This window comes from Paenibacillus sp. J31R98 (genome assembly GCF_056269245.1).
In genome coordinates this window covers 40459-57400 of sequence record NZ_JBWDNO010000006.1, presented here as the reverse complement: position 1 = coordinate 57400, position 16942 = coordinate 40459, and the positions used below count along the sequence as shown (strand labels likewise).

The window sequence follows — 16942 nt, the reverse complement described above, 5'->3', positions numbered from 1 at the left end:
TATCAAATTGGACGCTTTTTTTGGGAAAAGGTTTCAGTTTTTTCGGTGCTTGCACAAAAAAAAAGCAGCCAATATCGCGAACGATATTAGCTGCTCATTCTCTATTAAAGCTTCAGCAAACTATAGATGACTTGCGCGGCTTCGGCACGCGTCGTCAAGCCTTTCGGCTCGAACTTGTCAGCGGTACGTCCTTTGATGAGTTCGAGGGAAACCGCCGCATTAACGTCCTTCGCGGCCCACGCCGAGATCGCAGCTTGATCGTTGAATGATACGGATGCGCCAGCTGAAGGAAGCGAGCTATGACCGGATGCATAGGCTCTCATCAGCATGACGACCATTTCTTCCCTTGTGATGCGATCATTTGGCCCGAATTTCGCTTCTGATTTCCCTTTGACAATGCCTGCAGCGACAGCCGCCGCAACATCGCTCGCGAACCAATCTCCAGTACGCACATCTTGGAAAGCAGAGCCGTTAGTAGAACCTGCCGGTAGCTTCAACGCTCTCACTAGCAGCGACGCGAACTCTGCGCGTGTAATCTGGCGGTTCGGCTCGAAGGTGTTCTCTGTTACGCCCGTTACTAATTGCTTGGATGCCAAGCTTTGGATGACATGATACGCCCAGAAGCCTGTTTCCACATCTGTGAAGCTCTTGCGTACTTCCAGTACGGCGTACTTGCTGAAGTGGCTAACTTGCGCAATAAACTCGCCATTCACCAATGTTCCGCCGACATATTCCAGCTTGCCGTCATTCGTAATGTAGTACATGCCAGCAAGCTCACTATTCACCGAGGAGCCAACTTTAATACGAATCGTAATCGGCTCGCTGAAGGTAGACATCTTGGTCGTCGTACCTGATGCGGTCGTCAAGGAAAGACTGAAGTCGTAGACTTCACCAATGACTTTCACTTGCGCGCCGGAAGCGCCCTGTCCGCTTGATACGAGCTGCTGGACCTGAGCAGCAGGCATAGGATTCATTGCGATCGAGATAACAGCATCTTTAAGCTCTTCTGCGCTTACTTTCTTAGATAGCTGCGAAATTAGGTCAGAAGGAACCTCAACTGAGAGCTTATCTGATTTAATCTCAAGGCTGTTGCTGCCCGATGCTGCGCTCACGGCGTCAGCATTCAGGTTGACGAGATTCGTACTCGCTGGAACTTCGAGGACTGCACTACCGTCGGTACCTTTTACGATCGAATCCTTACCTGCATTAACCGCTGATGAACCTGAAGGTCCGGAAGGTTCTGATGGTCCCGATGGATCCGTTGGTGTAATCGTACCGCCTGACGAACTGGAATTCGTCGTAAAAGCAAGTGTCGTAATCTCGCCGGCAGGAACCTCGCCGCTTGCCTTCACCCGTACTTGCACCGTATGCTTGCCGCTCAGGCTAGGCTTGGCGTTTGCATCGTAGGTCGTCCAGCTGCCTTCGTCGATTTTGTATTCCATCGCCGAATTAATGCCGACAATGGTATTACTCGAATCGTTTGCCGTTACGCTCGGAGCCGCCGGCGGTGCTATGCGATTGACCACCACGCTGTACGTCTTGATCGTCGCCGTATCTTGAGCGGTTACCGCAATCGTTACTGTATTGTTGCCTGGATTCAAGGCAATTGCACGCTCTTGACCCGCTGTATACGACTCACCGTTTATCGTAATGGTCGCTTTCGTATCCGCCGCAGCACTTACTACATTAAACGTATCAATGCTGCTTCCGACCGTAACCGAGTAGCTCGTCACATCGGAGGCGAATGCTGGAGAGAGCGTACCTTGACTCACGCTCAAGCTGCCTAGAGTAGCGATATCCACAAGTTTGCCTGCGATCATATCACCCTTAACAAGGTCAAAGTCCGCGATGATCTGCTTCGAATAATCCTCAGCAGCGTTAATAATCGCACTTTCAATTGCACTCCAGTTCGGAGCAACGTCGTTCTTGAACTTGCTGTCGAAGCTTCCGGTCAGACCGCCAATTGGCGAATCTGCGTCCGAATAAGCATGCATGTATGCGTACGCTTTGGCAGAATCAATTGCATACTGAGCTAGGTCCGTTGCATTCGAAAATGTCTTCTTCGTGTAATCGCCCTTGTACGGTGAAATTTCCCGTACAAGATACTGGCGGCTGTTGTCCCCAAGAAGAACGCCGAGGTAAGCATCCGTATCGAGCGTCATCGCCTGATACGCTTTCTTCGGCAAGCTTGCAGCGCGCAGCTGCTCTTTCACATCCAGAACGACATCGTCTGTAGCCGCTGTTGTTGCGCCCTCGACCATCACGTTGTAACGATTAACGCCGATACTGCCCATCCCTTGATTAATGCGGCGAACAATCGACTTGATTGTGAAATAACTGTCCAGCTGCTCTGAAGTCAGAGTATGAAGTGGACTGTTCTGATTCGCAGCGATGTCCTGAACATATCCGCCCCAATGTGCCTGAATATCCGCTTTCTCGGCGTCCGTCGCAGGCAAGTATTTGGACGTATCCGGACTTGTCACCGTATCCTTCACGAACTTGGAAGCTTGGCTGCTTCTCGCAGCGGCGTAGTCTTTATTGTTTACAACGGTATTCAGCACGCTTGCCGTATAAGTCGTCATATTGCTTGCCGTCAGCTTGACGGTCTTCTCATCATCATTATCCGCCACGCTAACAACCGCATCCTTATAGGCTTCAAGGAACTGCTTAGCTGCAGCACGAATCTCCGAGTCTGTGATCTGCGTGATTTTGGAGCTGTCCGCGTCATACTTAACGACATACAGGCTCACGACGAAGCGCAGCAAGTCCGTATAGAACGGATCAACCTTCGCGCTATCGAAGTCGTTCAGCCCAAACACAGGCTTGCCCGTGCTATCGTTAAAAATACCGACGTTCTGAATATGAGCATCGCCTTCGGTGTACGTCTTGAGCGAAGACAAGCTTTGGAGTGAAGCAGGCAGCGGGAATGCCGAAGTGCCTAAGTCTTGGCGATAGACATCATTCGTACCGCGCAGGAATGTAAAAACATCATGAGCTAGCGCTTCAGAGCTGTACTTGTAGGTCTTCGTGACAGGATCATTGAAGAAAGTGTTTGCTTGCTTCAGCGTTTGCTCGACGAGAGCTTTGCGATCGCTTGATGTATTCGGAGCAATGCGGTGGCGCTCCAAGGATAGTCCTGTAACCGCTGCAGAATCGAGGGCACCTTCCTCTTGAACCGCATGAGCTTTAATGAGGATAGAGAAGTTCGCATCTTCCGTAATTGCATTATTGACTGAGTTCACAGCCGTGAACACAATGCGATTGTTCTCTGCATCTGGTGCAGCAGTCAGTGTAATTCCTTCCGGCATACCTTCCACCGTATAGTCTGTTCCACTAGCAAGAGGAGCATCTGTACGAACCGTTACATTGCTCGACAATTGAATCGCAATCGTATTTTGGCCCAGAGCCGTGTCGCTGGACATGACGAGCTTATCCGATCCAGCAACTGCGCTAGCCGTAATTTGTGGAATCGTGGACACATGAGCTAGCGTCGCTCCGCCTATTGCAGCTGAGTCCGGATAAGCATTCGCATGCTCCAATGCAGCGCCCTTCACAACAACTGTCAGATCGCAATCCGCTGTGATCGGCTCAGCGGCCGTTCCACTAAGTGTAACCGTGATCGAGTTGTCAGCGCTGGAACCGACCGCTGTAGTCGTGAATGTGCCGTCCGGAAGACCGCCGATCGTATAATCGTCTCCCTCGACCAGATCGCCATCACGCACCGTACCGATGCTCAGCGTTACTTTAAATTGATTTTGCGTGGAGCTGACTGTCTTGTTATCTGCGTCCATGCTGAGGCCAGCCGTAGCCGCTGCACCTTTGATTGCGGGCTCGCGTACGCTGCTGTTGCGCGGAGTGAAGATCGTGCCTTTCAGTTGTTGGAAATCCGTCGCATTATTATCTGAATCGTAACCATTTCCGTACCCCGTAGATTCAGAGGTTGATGGTGTTGCTACACTATCATTTAACGTGTTTACGCCTTTACGAATAAGGACCTTCTGGTATGAACCATCAAGCGCATACGAGCCTTCCTTAGTTGGAGGTTCTGATGTTGAGGTGCCGTAGCCGACCAAATCTATTACAGTCGGGTCGTCGTTGGGTGCTTTTGTGTTCAAAGGAACAGGAGTACCGCTGCCCTTCACAAGCGCAATGGCACCTCCAGCTTTGTTCATGTGAGGAAACATGTTGCCATCTGTATTTACATCCATATCTGAATTGTTGATTTCTTTTGTATCCGCATTTGTTGCACCCGTGCCGTGGTTGCCTTTAATTAAGTAGTATCCGTGCGGCTGAATGCTCTGGACATCGGCAGTGTCAAATGCAATCACATTCCAATCGCTTCCGTCAGAATAGTCATATGGAACATATTGTATAGACCAGCCTGCTAGTGGCTGTGGTTCATCTGTCGGATTATACAATTCGATATAATCGTTAAAATACGTGGAAGGCTTCGTATCATTATCTGCCCCACCGGCATAAATCTGGCTGATAACCACATGATCCGCGTTCGAGTACGCTGCTGCAGCTGCTTCCCCTGCTCCAGTACCGGGAATAAATGTCCCGAGCCACCCATTAATGCCCAAGGCCAGCGATAACAATGACGCTGCATATTTCCTGCCTCTTGCTGATTTCAACACTTGGAAACCTCCTCAATTTGACTCATTTCAAAAATAGTAACAATTTACTATTTTCCGAGCGTTAGAAGGTTATTAATAATTCGTAAAAGGATGATGAAAAAGGGAGCTCCTAGCCATCATTTGTGATGAGCTTGGAACTCCCTTATATGTTGCCACCGAGACTCTATTTCCCCCAGCTGCGCTTATCATTAATCGCCATCTTCGCTTCGAAAGCCTGATTCAAATCAACGCCGAGCTTGTTTGCCAGGTCCATCAAGTTCCAGACAACGTCGAACATCTCATGCCCAAGGTTCTCGCTCCGCTCACGCTCAGGATGGTAGGAGACGGAGAGCACTTCTTTGGACAATTCACCGACCTCGGTCATCAAGTACAGCATCCGCTGCTCGATGGTGCCCTTGTCAAAACCTTTCTCCTCACTGAAACCTCGCACATACTGCTGCAATTCGGATATATTCACTACGCTACCCTCTTCTCGCTTTTCTAGCTTGCCTTTAGTTAACTAGCATAACATTTTTGCTGCTCAAAATTTAATAGATTTCGGGCTGCACCTGCACAGGACAACCTCAAACCCTCCCATATACTGGTAGATAGAGGAAGGAGGTGTTGCAGAAAATGCCCTTTACTACTGGAATTGTGACCAACACAAGAGACTTCGGAACAGCATCGTCCAACATCGTCGTCAGCATGAAGAATGAAAACTTGGAGGACACGGTGACTGTCGTTATCTTCGTCTTTGCCTCTGTTGACTCATCTAGCTTCACTCCTGCTTACGCAGAGTCGTTCACGCTCACGCCTAATGATTCTGAGATTACAACTTATTTTATTAGTGGGAACGTCGCTTATGAAGTTCAGTACGACGTTATTACGCCTGCCCTGAACAATGTCGTTGTATCGGTGTTCGGCATTGATGAATTCGGCAATCTTGTGCAAGATCAGCGTTATTCGCCGTCGGAATTTACGTTCATTCCGAACCTTACCCCGGTATCTTAATAAAATAAGGGGCATCCCCTCAAGCATCATCTACTGGCGCTTGTGGTGGGATACCCCGTTCTTTATGGACGTACGGCTTCGAATGTGAACGGCTGCTTGTCGCCCGTGAGCGGCTTGCCGTACTCATAGTCTGCGGAAACGACGATATCCGTAAAGCCGCAGCTTTCCAGTACATACTTGAACTCTTGCACACCGTACCATCGCAGAGCGAAACGCTGCAGCTCTGTCTCGATTAGCACGCCATCCCGCCACTTCTCATATTTGATTAGCGAAACTTTATTCTGGTGGAGGAAGCTCGTTTCGATCAACTTGCCTTCCATGGTGATGAGGTCGCCACCTGACATATGGAACACCGCTGTTCCTGCAAAATGGCTCTGTTCAAAGTTAGAGTCAGGCAATTCCAAGTCCAGCAGCAATCGGCCGCCCGGCTTCAAATGTTGATAAAACCGCTTCAGCGCTTCGATCGACTGCTCGCGATCTTCGATAAGCAGGAACGAGCCCGCCGGTATGAAAATCGCATCATAGAGATGCGGCAGCTCAAGCTCCTGCAAATTAGCCTGATACAACTCGGTGACAAGCCCCCGTTCCTCGCAGCGCTCCCGACAGGATGCTAACATGGCGGGTGAAGCGTCCACTCCATCCACTTGAAATCCCGCTTCAAGCAGCGGAATGATGACGCGTCCCGACCCTACCATCGCTTCCAGTATGCGCCCGCCTCTACAAGCTTGCAGCCTTTCCAGATAGTACTCAATATCTCCGTCGATCGATTGACCGACTTTCTTCGTATGATCATAAACCTCTGTACATAGTGCGCCATAGTAGCTAAAAGACATCCGCTTTCCCTCCATATTGTGGTTTGTTTCCACGAAAGGGAATTCTATCGTTCTGCTCCACTCACGCTAGCTCAGAAGCGATTATCCCTTCCGTACCTTCTTACTCTCGAATCTAGCCGTTTGACGAATTATCATGCGAAATCACTCGCTTCCATGTAAAATTACCCCAATTATACCGTTCGTCACGCTAGGGCGTCTATGGGGATATTGTGAGAGTCCGATATACCGCAACAAAAAAAAAGGTTCCCTCACTCGCAAGGGAACCTCCTTCTCTTCAATTAAGCCTCCTGCACGCGCGAGCGTCCGCGGCGTTGCAGCAGATAACCAATGCCCATGACGAGCAGGCCACAGACGAATGGGAACAGCGTATCTACCCACTCGCCGGCGTTATGCAGAAACTTCTTGAGCGTATCATTGTCCTCGAGCATCTCGCCAGCGGTATAGCCGAGAATGCCGGCACCGATGAAGACGACGATCGGGAACTTGTGCAGCAGCGCCATAATGAGCTGGCTGCCCCAGACAATGATGGGAATGCTGAGCGCAACGCCGAGCGACATCAGCCAAATGTTGTTGTTCGCAATGGATGCGATCGCGAGCACATTGTCGAGGCTCATGACGAAGTCAGCCATGACGATAATGCGAATCGCCTTCCAGATCGACTGGGCGCCTGCAATATCTTTGCTGTCGCCGTCGTCCTTCAGCAGTTGAATTGCGACCCAGAACAGGAGCAACGCGCCTGCGATCTGAATGAACGGCACTTTAAGCAAATAAACGGCAATGACGGTCAAAATAATCCGGAGAACAACTGCCGCCATCGCGCCCCACCATACAGCCTTCTTACGTTGTAAATCTGGCAGATTTCGGCTTGCCAACGCGATGACAACAGCATTGTCTCCGCTAAGTACAATATTGACCAGCATGATCTCTGCCAGCAATACGAGTAGTTCCATTATCCACACCTCAAACAGTCAGTCTTTGTAATAGCCCATTATCGCATAGATCAAAAGGGATTGTCTACGTGTGCGGGACTGCTACATGAAGGGAATTGCCACAGTCTTATCCACAAAGTTGTACACAACTCATCCACATAACGTGCATAACCTGTGGACAATCCCCATTGCGAATCGATTACCGCCGCGAGCTGCATCCCGAGGAAGATGCCGCCATATCAACAGCAGCAGCAGCCTCCGTAGCAGGCAGCTCTTCATGTTCACCCTGCGAATGCCGGTACAGTTCATCATAATACCCGCCAAGCGTAAGCAGCTCCCGGTGAGTACCTTCTTCAACAATCTCGCCCTGCCGCATTACAATAATACGGTCCGCCCCCATAATCGTGGACAACCTGTGCGCGATAACAAGCGTCGTTCGCCCTTCGGAGACGACCGCAAGCGCCCGCTGAATGAGCTGCTCCGAATGAGAATCGAGGTTCGCCGTCGCTTCGTCCAGGATGAGGATTTTTGGCTGGAACACAATGATCCTGGCAAAAGAAATGAGCTGCCGCTCGCCCGCAGACAAGCCGCTGCCCCGCTCGGACAGCCGCGTATCATACCCATCCTTCATCCGCATCACAAGCGTATCGGCCCCGACCATCCGGCAAGCCTCTATTACGCGGTCACGGGAAATCGACTCGTCGAACATTCGGACGTTGTCGATAATGCTGCCGGAGTATAGATACGGCTCCTGCTGCACAAGACCAATCAGCCGGTGGAGCGTATGCTGCGGAATGTCTCGAACGTCCGTCCCGTCAATCGAGACGCTTCCTTGCTTTACATCGTAGAAGCGGCAAAGCAAGCTGATCAGCGAACTTTTGCCCGCGCCTGTTGTACCGACAATGCCAATCATTTCACCTGGCTGCACATGCAGATCAAGATGATGAATGACCGGAACCCCGTCGCCGTAAGCGAATTTCACACCGTCAAAATCAATCTTCCCTTTCACGACTACTGCCTCGACCTCACGCGCACCTGCAGCATCCTGCACCTCTGGGACCGTCCCGAAGATGGACCAGATCCGGTTCATGGATACATTGGCAGATTGAAGCGTATTCCATTGCTGCGTGATGTTATTGATGGGCTGGAAGAACTGCCGGATATACGTAATGAACGCGAACAGTACGCCGAATGGAATCGAATGGCCAAGCACCGCATTACCGCCGAGCCACGTGACGAAGGCGACCGACAAATTGCCGAGCATATCGAAAGATCGGTTGAACAGCACGTTCGTGCGAATCTCACGCATATTCGATTTGAAGTAACGCTGATTGCCCTCATCGAACTGGCGCTGCTGCTCCTTCTCCTGATGGAACACTTGAATGATGCGCATCCCAGACAAGTTCTCGGCAACGAATGCGACGAGCCGCGACAGATTCGTTCTCGTAATCTGATAGGTCGTGCGCATGTAGGAACGGAACGAAATCGCAATCAGAGCAATAAGCGGGATCAAAATCAAGCAGTACAGCGTCAATTTCACATCGAGGTGAAACATCAGCGCAATGATGAATACAAGCGTCAGTCCATCTCGCAGCACGCTTAGCAGCACTTGGCTAAAGAACTGATTCAGCGTCTCCGTATCGCTCGACACATGCGTAATCAAGCTGCCGCTTGGCACGCGGTCAAAGTACGACATCGATTGTTTGGAAATATGCCGGAAGAGCTGTTTACGAATGGCTGCGACGATGCTTTGACCGGCTTCCTGAAGGTAGTTATTTTGCAGATAAGTAAAGACAAATCCGCACACCGATAACAGCAGATAGATGCCGGCAATGAGAAGCAGCGTACCCGCGTCCTTATCGCCTTTCATCAAATGATCATCGATAGCCACTTTCACTAAGTAAGGCTGCAGAAGGTCTGCCGCAATCGCGACGATGATACAGCCGAACACCGCAAGGAATGTCTTCGTATGCGGCTTGGCGTAAGACATGAGCCCTTTATAAGCGATTTTGTTGTTCGCATTGAAGTCCGCTGTTTTAGCCAACGCTGCTTCCCTCCTCCTGAATGGCATGAAGCATCGCGTAGATGCCCTCCTGCGCAAGCAGTTTCTCGTGCGTGCCGCGCTGTACAATTCGGCCTTCATCGAGCACGATGATTTCATCAGCATGCTTAAGCGCGCTGATCCGGTGCGCGATAATAATGGTCGTCTTGTCCTCGCGCTGACGGCGGATGGTATCAATGATAACCGTTTCCGTGACAGCGTCTACGGCGCTTACGCTATCGTCGAGAATAAGAATCGGCGCTTCCATCATCATCCCCCGAGCAAGCGCGGTCCGCTGCCTCTGACCGCCGGATAGCGTTACGCCGCGTTCGCCGAGCTTCGTCTCGAAGCCATCGGGGAAGTCCATAATACTGTCATAAATTTGCGCCTCGCGAGCTGCCTTCTCCACAAGCGACAGATCGGCGCTGCGGCGGTAGAACGCAATGTTGTCGCGAATCGTCGTGCTGAATAGGAAGCCGTCCTGAGGCACGTAGGCGATGCCGGCGCGCAAGCTTTCGAGCGAAATATCGCGCAGATCGCTGTCGCCAATTTCGACTGCTCCAGCAGGAGGATCATAGACCCGCAGCAGTAGCTTCACCAGCGTTGTTTTGCCAGAGCCGGTCCGTCCTACAATGCCGAGCGTCTTGCCCGGTTCGAGGCGAAGCGAAATGTGCTTCAACGCTTCCTCAGGTGATTCCGGATATGTGAAGGAGAGATCATTCACAGTAAGTACGGCCTTGTGCCAATCGACTTCCGCCGCAAGTTCTTTCTCAATGATTTCCGGTTCCTTCCCCAGCAGGTCGTTCAGCCTCTCGAGCGACGCTCGGGAGCGCTGTATCGTATTGATGACGTTGCCGATCTGCTGCAAAGGGTTAACCATCATCCGAACATAAAGCGTCAGCGCAACGAAGTTACCGAGTGTGAGACGCCCTGACAGCGCCAGATAACCGCCGAATGCAAGCGTCACAACGAGCGATAATGCGCCAAGAAACGGGATAAGAGCTTGGAAGAACGAAGAGACGCGAACCAGCTTCAGCTGATTGTCTTTGATCCGGTCAACGGTACGGCCGAATCTGCCATTCATAATCCCTTCTACTGCGAATTTCTTCGTGACTCGGATACCGCCGAACTGTTCTTCCGCCGATTCGGTCATGGCTCCAAGCGACTCCTGCACTTCGAGCGAACGCTTGCGAATCGTAGGACCGAAGCGAACGACAATCCACGGAATGAAGAGCAGCGGCGATATACAGATCAGAATTAGGTACCAGGGAATATGGCTAATTAGCATCATGACAACGACCGAGACGATTAGCATCACCGCGTTCGCGGTTTGGTTGACCCCCATCGAGATGGATTCGCGAACGGTCGTGACATCGTTCATCACATAGCTTAGCAGCTTCCCGACCCCATTCTTGGAGTAGAACTGCTCGCCCAGCTTTGTGAAATGCCTGAACAGCTTTTGCCGCGTAAACTTCTCAAACACCCTGCCGACATACATAATGTGGAACTGTCCAATACCGCCAAGAATGCCGTAACCGATGCCGATTATAAGGAGCACGAGGCTCGAATCGAGAACCGTCTCCTTCGTCAGTCCGCCCTTCTGCAGCTCATCGGTGAAGCTCCCGAGCACCTTCGGATAATAAGATTGAATCAAGTTCGCTGCGATAGTAAACGTAATGCCAGATGCGTAGATGTACCATTTCGCCCGGATATAAGACGTTAACAGGCCCCGACCACTGCCCAACTAAATCGCCCCTCTCGGTTATCCATTATTTGCATATAATTACACAACGGGATTCAAGCCAGATTAATGAAATTCCAGCCTACATCGCGCTTTTTACGACACACATTCATTTGAGATCATGTTCGATTACACACAACTGTCATACGACCAAATGAACCTCAATTCCGGATGGATCATGCGTGATGATCGTGCTGCCCTCAGTGCGTAGCGGAACGCTAGCAGCCTGCAAACGCGCAAAAACGGCCATTAGAGCCGTTTCGGAAGGGAGTACGATTTGGTAATAATCAAGACCCGGCGAATTCGCTGGGGTCAGCGGCGCTCCAACGCCTGCCCATACATTCAGGCCAATGTGATGGTGATAACCTCCAGCCGAGATGAAGAGGGCTGAATCTTGCATCGAAGCGACGATATCGAAGCCAAGCACATCGATGTAGAAATGCTCCGTCGTCGGCAACTCCGTCACATGCAGATGAATATGCCCGACTGTCGTACCTGCAGGCAGTCCGTTCCATGGCAGATCTCCGGCTTCCGCAAGCAGGCCGTCTTGATCAATTGGATCAAGGCCCATCTGCACTCGGCCCTGCGCATCCCACTGCCAAGTATCACGAGGGCGGTCGCGGTAGATCTCGATGCCGTTATTGTCCGGATCGGTGATGTAGAGCGCCTCGCTGACAAGATGATCCGAATGTCCGATATGAATGCCGGTGCTTCTCAGATGACGAAGCGACAAGCCAAGCGACTTCCGATCCGGCACGAGCAGCGCAAAATGATACAAGCCCGCACCTGAGCGGCGCGGACGCTGCACCGCATCCGGAATTTCGCGCAGCTGAAGAAACGGCTTAGCCGCACCTGGGACACCTAGCGCGGCTACTCCTTTTTCCTGCGTCTGTTCGATTAATTGAAGACCGACGACCTCACGATAGAAGCGGATTGACCGCTCTAAATTACTTACCCGCAATTGCACGAGCCCAATCCGTGTTTCTGCTGCAATTGCTGCTAATGCTGACATTTTCCGCCACCTCCTACTGTTATAAATAGTCGGCAACGATGGCTTTAATGCGATCGAGTCCTGCCCACATATCGCCAGGTCCGTCATAGATGAGTACAATTGCGCCGTTAAACTCGGCGGCACGAACGGTGTTCAAGCACTTAATAAATTCTTCTTGGTCTGGATAGCCTTGATCGTCGTATTGCGCTTTGGCATGTACGGACACGCTGCTCGGAAGCGTAAGCGCGAATTCGTCGTATTTGTTCGGGAGCTTGAAGTTGCCGAAGTCGGTGATGAAGTCTGCGTTGTCGCCCACGAGCTCAAGCAGCTTCACGCTGGATGACCCTGTCGACGTAAGCGGCTTGAAGTTCTCCGAGATAATACGGACGTTCTTGCCTTGCTCCTGCGAGTATTGGCTGAGGCGATTCAATGCTTCTGCCGATAGACGGAGCGCATCGATGTTATCCGGAGCTGCCTCTCCTGCAACGATTCGGATCTGCTTCGCGCCTGCAAGAGAAGCGATGTCGATCCACTGCTGCATGTAGCGAATGTCCGCTTCGCGGCGCTCCTCGTCCGCTGTCGTCAGATCGCCGTAATCAAGCAGGAGCGTATCGAACTTAATGCCAGCCGACTGGAACGATTCTTTCAGCTGCTGCAAGTACGCCGGCTCTACGGATGGAAAATGAAAATGGCACACTTCTGCGGCTTGGTACCCTCTGCGCGCCAGCTCTGCCGGCAGCTCGAGCAGTGTCAGCACCTGCGGCTGTTCTGTAACATGCGGTTCATGCTGCTTCGTCTCCGCGTTCCAAGCTGTAAAGCGCAGCGGACCGAGCAAGCGATGCAAACTCCACGTACTGATGGACAAATAAGACATTGATAAGCCCTCCTCTGATTGATGAAAGCGTTATAAACGAAGGAAATGTCCTTATGGTATCACATTCCAGTTCATTTACCAATTTCAAGAAAGCGACATGATGGGTATTATTTTCACGACATGCATCCTGGTATATAATACGTTTGACTAGTACATATGAGGTTGAGAGCCTGAAAAATTAAGAGATTGCGACTTAATTGAGATAAGCCAAGATAGGAGAATTGCTATGGATATTATTCAAATCCCCATTCATTTGATCGACGAGGACGAGGACCAGCCGCGTTACCAGTTCGACGAGGAAGCGCTGCAGGAGCTGGCGAAGAGCATCGAAGAGATCGGCTTGCTCTCGCCGATTAAAGTGCGGACGACTGCGAGTGGACGTTACAAAATCATCTATGGCAACCGCCGTTACAAAGCGAGCCAGATGCTCGGTAAAGAGTCCATGCCCTGTATCGTGTCGAGCGCGACCGATGAGATGGAAATATATTTGGAGCAGATCGCGGAGAACTTGACCCGTGAGGGCTTCTCACCGATTGAGGAAGCTGAAGCGTTCCATAAGCTGATGCATGAATCGAAGTTCAACAGCTCGCTGAAGTTTCTCGCGAACAAGCTCGGCAAGCCGGAGAACTATATTAAGAATAAGTGCGAGCTGCTCAAGTTCGGCAACTCGGTGCGTAAGCTGATTGTCAGCGGCACGGAAATTCGAGAAGGCAAGTTGACCGAGGATCAGCTGCTGCCGATCAAGGATTTGCCGATTGAGCATCGCGACCCGCTTGCGCTCATCATTGCGCGCGATGCGCTGCCTGTCACTGATGTGAAGAAGATCGCGAAGCTGTTCAAGGACAAGGAGATTTCCGCGGGCACGAAGGACAAGCTTCTGTACAAGAGCGGGTACGAGCTGCTGCAAACATGGTCAACCGTGCAGCAAAATAAAGCGGAACGTGAGCGAGCCGCGGAGCAGAAGGCGGAGCAAGCTGAGCGGGCAGTCGCGGCGAAGGCCGAGAAGGCGCGTCTTGCGGCAGAGGCCGCGGAGCGCGAGGCGGCCGCTGGTGCGGCAGGTGCGAGTGCTAGTGGCGGCGTGGGCGGCGGAATGGCGAGTATTGTGAGCGGGAGCGGCGCGGGTGTGAATGGTGCGAGCGGGAGCGGTGTGGGTGTGAGCAGCGTGAGTGCTAGTGGCGACGCAACGAGTACTGCGGGCGTGAGTGGCGCAGGTGCGGCGAGCGTTGGTGCGGGCGGTGCGCTCGGCGGGGGAGCAGGAGCCGCGTTGGAGGCGGTGGTTGCTGGCGTGCTGACGACGGCGGGGGAGCACTCCGCAGCGAGCTTGCTCGGCGAGCTGCAGCTGCTGCTTAACGCGCTGCCAGCTCTGTCGGCTGCGCCTGCCGAGCTGCTAGCCGGCGTCACACAGGAGGGCGAGCTGCAGGCTGTAATCGCGAACGTCGACCTCTTGCTGAGCGCTCTGGAGCAGCGGTCTGCGGAGCTTCGAGCTGTCCGCGACCTCGCTGCGACACGTGTGAACGGATAATTTTTAGTGAAATATGGTGAACTTCGTTCGGGTTCACATACGAGCAGCCTCCTGTGTTACTATAAGCAGGAGGTTTCCTATTAGCCTGTTATTTTATTATAGACTTTGTGCGAGAGTGAGGATGTTAACGCATGAGAGTTGTTATTCTTGGCGGTACCGGCAACATTAGTACAAGCATTGTTCGTCTTTTGGTAGCTCAGGGCCACGAAGTCACTTGTTATAATCGCGGTCAAAGCGCAAGCGAGCTGCCTGCAGGCGTTCGCGTCATCAACGGAGATCGCAAGGATCGCGAAACGTTTGAGCAAACGATGCAGCAAGAGCAGTTCGATGCAGCAATAGATATGATTAGCTTCGACAAGGAAGATGCGGCAAGCAGCTTGCGCGCGTTCCGTGGCGTGAAGCATTTTGTTCAGTGCTCCACGGTGTGCACATATGGCGTCGATTACGACTGGATGCCTGTGACGGAGGATCACCCGCTTCGTCCGATCAGCGGCTACGGCCGCGGCAAAGTGGAAGCGGATCAGCTGCTGCTGGAAGCGCACTACCGCGAAGGCTTCCCTGTGACGATTCTGAAGCCGTCGACCACTTATGGTCCGCAAAGCGGCATCCTGCGCCAAGTGGCTTGGGACTTTACGTGGATCGATCGTATTCTGAAGGGCAAACCGCTTCTCATTTGCGGCGACGGCAAGGCGCTTCACTCCTTCATGCACGTTGATGATGCGGCAAAAGCGTTCGTCGGCGTTCTTGGCAAAGCACACTGCATCGGCCAAACGTACAACGTCGTTCCGCGCGGTTTCACGACATGGGAGCAGCAGCATAAGCTGGCGATGAAGCTGCTGGGCAGAGAAGTCGAGCTTGTCGGCGTATCGCTGAATACGCTGAACTCAATCGATGCGGGCCGTTTCGGCATCTGCAGCGAAATCTTTGCGCATAACGTGTACTACAGCTCAGAGCGTTTGATGCGCGATGTGCCTGAATTCGTGCCGACCATCTCGCTTGAGGAAGGCATGCGCGAGGTGTTCGAGGCGATGAAGCAAAGCGACCGCATCCCGAACTCCGACAACGAGACATGGGAAGACGAAATCATCGAAGCGCACCGCAGTGCGTTCGGTCCACTCGCTTCCGCTGCAAAAGCATAAAGATAAGGGACGAAGCCGTGGGCTTCGTCCCTTTTGTTGTTTGGATAGATGGCATTCGCGGCGCTGATTGCTGGTTTTGGTAACCCACTCTCATGCGCCGAGAGAGGCTTTTTCCGCTTTCAGTTGACTAACTTTGGCTATGATCATAGAGCACCGACGCCGAGAGCACATATACGTCCTCTCAGCAAACTTTTCGCGCGTTTTTGCTGCTGAGAGCACGTATGCGTTCTCTCAGCAACGAAAACAAACTTAAGGCAGCGCCGTCCCTACATCAGCAACCGATCCAGCCCAATCGCGCTGATAAGCATGCGCTCTTTCTTGCTGCCAAGCAGCTGCTGCGTCCAGTCGACGAAGCCGCCGTCACCAATGAAGTGCTCATGCCCTGCGATAGTGGTCTTGATCGTAAACTGCAAGCCGAGGTAATACGCGTTGTCCTTCGGCGGAACTACCGTCACGATGAGCTCCGGCGCGCGTTCGCGAAGGTGCTGGACGGTTCGCGCGATTAGGCCTTCGCCGTCGGTATAGCCGCCGCGACCGCTTATGAGCACCTCGATGACAGCGCCGCCGAACTGCTTGCTGAACATGTCACGGTACATCGCGATGTGCTCCCATACCGCTTCTTTCTCGAACGTATACGAGCCGCTGTCCCTGCCCGCTGTCACCATCGCGTACAACGAGAAATGCGATAGATATCCCGGCAAATCCGGAAATTTCTGTGCGCGCACAAGGCGGTGTGTCGTGCACAGTCTGACCGGCTCGGGATAATTGCGCAGCGAGCCGGACTGCACGCCGTCGGCAATGTGCAGCGCGAGCAAGTTGGTCATATCAGCGACGACTTCAGTGCCGCGGATGGCGGAGATGATCTTGTTCTGGTCTGCGTGCGCCACGACAGAACAGGAGCCAAGCGGCGCGACCGGCGACAGCTGCACCGGCGCATAGCCCCGCTCCCGCGCAATAAGGAGCAGGTCCAGCTCCAGCTGCTTGAGCGCAAGCGAGTCCACCGTCGCCGGTTTCACGAAGCGGTTCTCCCGGTAGCTTCGCAGCAGCTCGCTCGGCTGCTTGTCTGCCGCACGCCGGCGAAACACCTCGAGCATAAGCGAGTTGAAATCTGTACCGGACATCCCTTCCGCCAGCAGCGTCACCAGCTCCTGCCTGCCACTGTCCTGCAAGATCCGATTTAGCTCCAGCCGCTCCACAGTCCCATCCTGCTTGCTTCCCTGTTCTTTCTCCATCTCCGCCCATCCC

General features: G+C 52.6%; 12 protein-coding genes. 3 read left to right on the top strand and 9 right to left on the bottom strand.

Annotation, left to right across the window (positions count from 1 at the left end; translation table 11 throughout):
- Positions 1–104 precede the first annotated feature (104 nt).
- Positions 105–4634 carry a DUF4073 domain-containing protein gene (locus AC0YNX_RS21115; protein ID WP_475817687.1) on the bottom strand — a complete coding sequence of 1510 codons (4530 nt, stop codon included), beginning with the start codon at positions 4632–4634 and terminating at the stop codon, positions 105–107.
- A gap of 166 nt (positions 4635–4800) precedes the next feature.
- Positions 4801–5094 carry a MazG nucleotide pyrophosphohydrolase domain-containing protein gene (locus AC0YNX_RS21110; RefSeq protein ID WP_475817686.1) on the bottom strand — a complete coding sequence of 98 codons (294 nt, stop codon included), beginning with the start codon at positions 5092–5094 and terminating at the stop codon, positions 4801–4803.
- Between the two features lie 155 nt (positions 5095–5249).
- Here AC0YNX_RS21110 and AC0YNX_RS21105 point away from each other — a divergent pair, with 155 nt between their 5' ends.
- A complete protein-coding gene (locus AC0YNX_RS21105) occupies positions 5250–5627 on the top strand; it encodes a hypothetical protein (RefSeq protein ID WP_475817685.1) in 378 nt (125 codons plus the stop codon).
- Positions 5628–5689: 62 nt separating this feature from the next.
- On the opposite strand, the gene AC0YNX_RS21100 is transcribed toward AC0YNX_RS21105, so the two are convergent.
- The 6 genes from AC0YNX_RS21100 to AC0YNX_RS21075 form a co-directional block, all read right to left on the bottom strand.
- Positions 5690–6460, bottom strand: a complete 771-nt coding sequence (locus AC0YNX_RS21100) for a class I SAM-dependent methyltransferase (protein WP_475817684.1) — start codon at positions 6458–6460, stop codon at positions 5690–5692.
- A 278-nt stretch (positions 6461–6738) separates the two neighbouring features.
- Complete coding sequence (locus AC0YNX_RS21095; protein WP_475817683.1) at positions 6739–7410, bottom strand: TerC family protein; 672 nt, start codon at positions 7408–7410, stop codon at positions 6739–6741.
- Between the two features lie 178 nt (positions 7411–7588).
- Positions 7589–9379 (bottom strand): ABC transporter ATP-binding protein, encoded by a 1791-nt coding sequence (locus AC0YNX_RS21090; RefSeq protein WP_475817973.1) that lies wholly within the window; start codon positions 9377–9379, stop codon positions 7589–7591.
- A gap of 46 nt (positions 9380–9425) precedes the next feature.
- Positions 9426–11174 (bottom strand): ABC transporter ATP-binding protein, encoded by a 1749-nt coding sequence (locus AC0YNX_RS21085; RefSeq protein WP_475817682.1) that lies wholly within the window; start codon positions 11172–11174, stop codon positions 9426–9428.
- 139 nt (positions 11175–11313) lie between these two features.
- Complete coding sequence (locus AC0YNX_RS21080) at positions 11314–12183, bottom strand: VOC family protein (RefSeq protein WP_475817681.1); 870 nt, start codon at positions 12181–12183, stop codon at positions 11314–11316.
- A gap of 19 nt (positions 12184–12202) precedes the next feature.
- Complete coding sequence (locus tag AC0YNX_RS21075; protein ID WP_475817680.1) at positions 12203–13036, bottom strand: sugar phosphate isomerase/epimerase family protein; 834 nt, start codon at positions 13034–13036, stop codon at positions 12203–12205.
- Positions 13037–13262: 226 nt separating this feature from the next.
- On the opposite strand from AC0YNX_RS21075, the gene AC0YNX_RS21070 reads away from it, so the two are divergent.
- Together AC0YNX_RS21070 and AC0YNX_RS21065 are read left to right on the top strand one after the other, a co-directional pair.
- On the top strand, positions 13263–14558 hold the full coding sequence (locus AC0YNX_RS21070) for a ParB/RepB/Spo0J family partition protein (protein WP_475817679.1): 1296 nt from the start codon (positions 13263–13265) through the stop codon (positions 14556–14558).
- A 131-nt stretch (positions 14559–14689) separates the two neighbouring features.
- The gene (locus AC0YNX_RS21065; protein ID WP_475817678.1) at positions 14690–15697 is read left to right on the top strand and encodes an NAD-dependent epimerase/dehydratase family protein; all 1008 of its coding nucleotides are present in this window, start codon (positions 14690–14692) and stop codon (positions 15695–15697) included.
- A gap of 266 nt (positions 15698–15963) precedes the next feature.
- Here the strand turns inward: AC0YNX_RS21065 and AC0YNX_RS21060 are convergent, their stop codons facing one another.
- The gene (locus AC0YNX_RS21060; protein WP_475817677.1) at positions 15964–16929 is read right to left on the bottom strand and encodes a hypothetical protein; all 966 of its coding nucleotides are present in this window, start codon (positions 16927–16929) and stop codon (positions 15964–15966) included.
- Positions 16930–16942 lie beyond the last annotated feature (13 nt).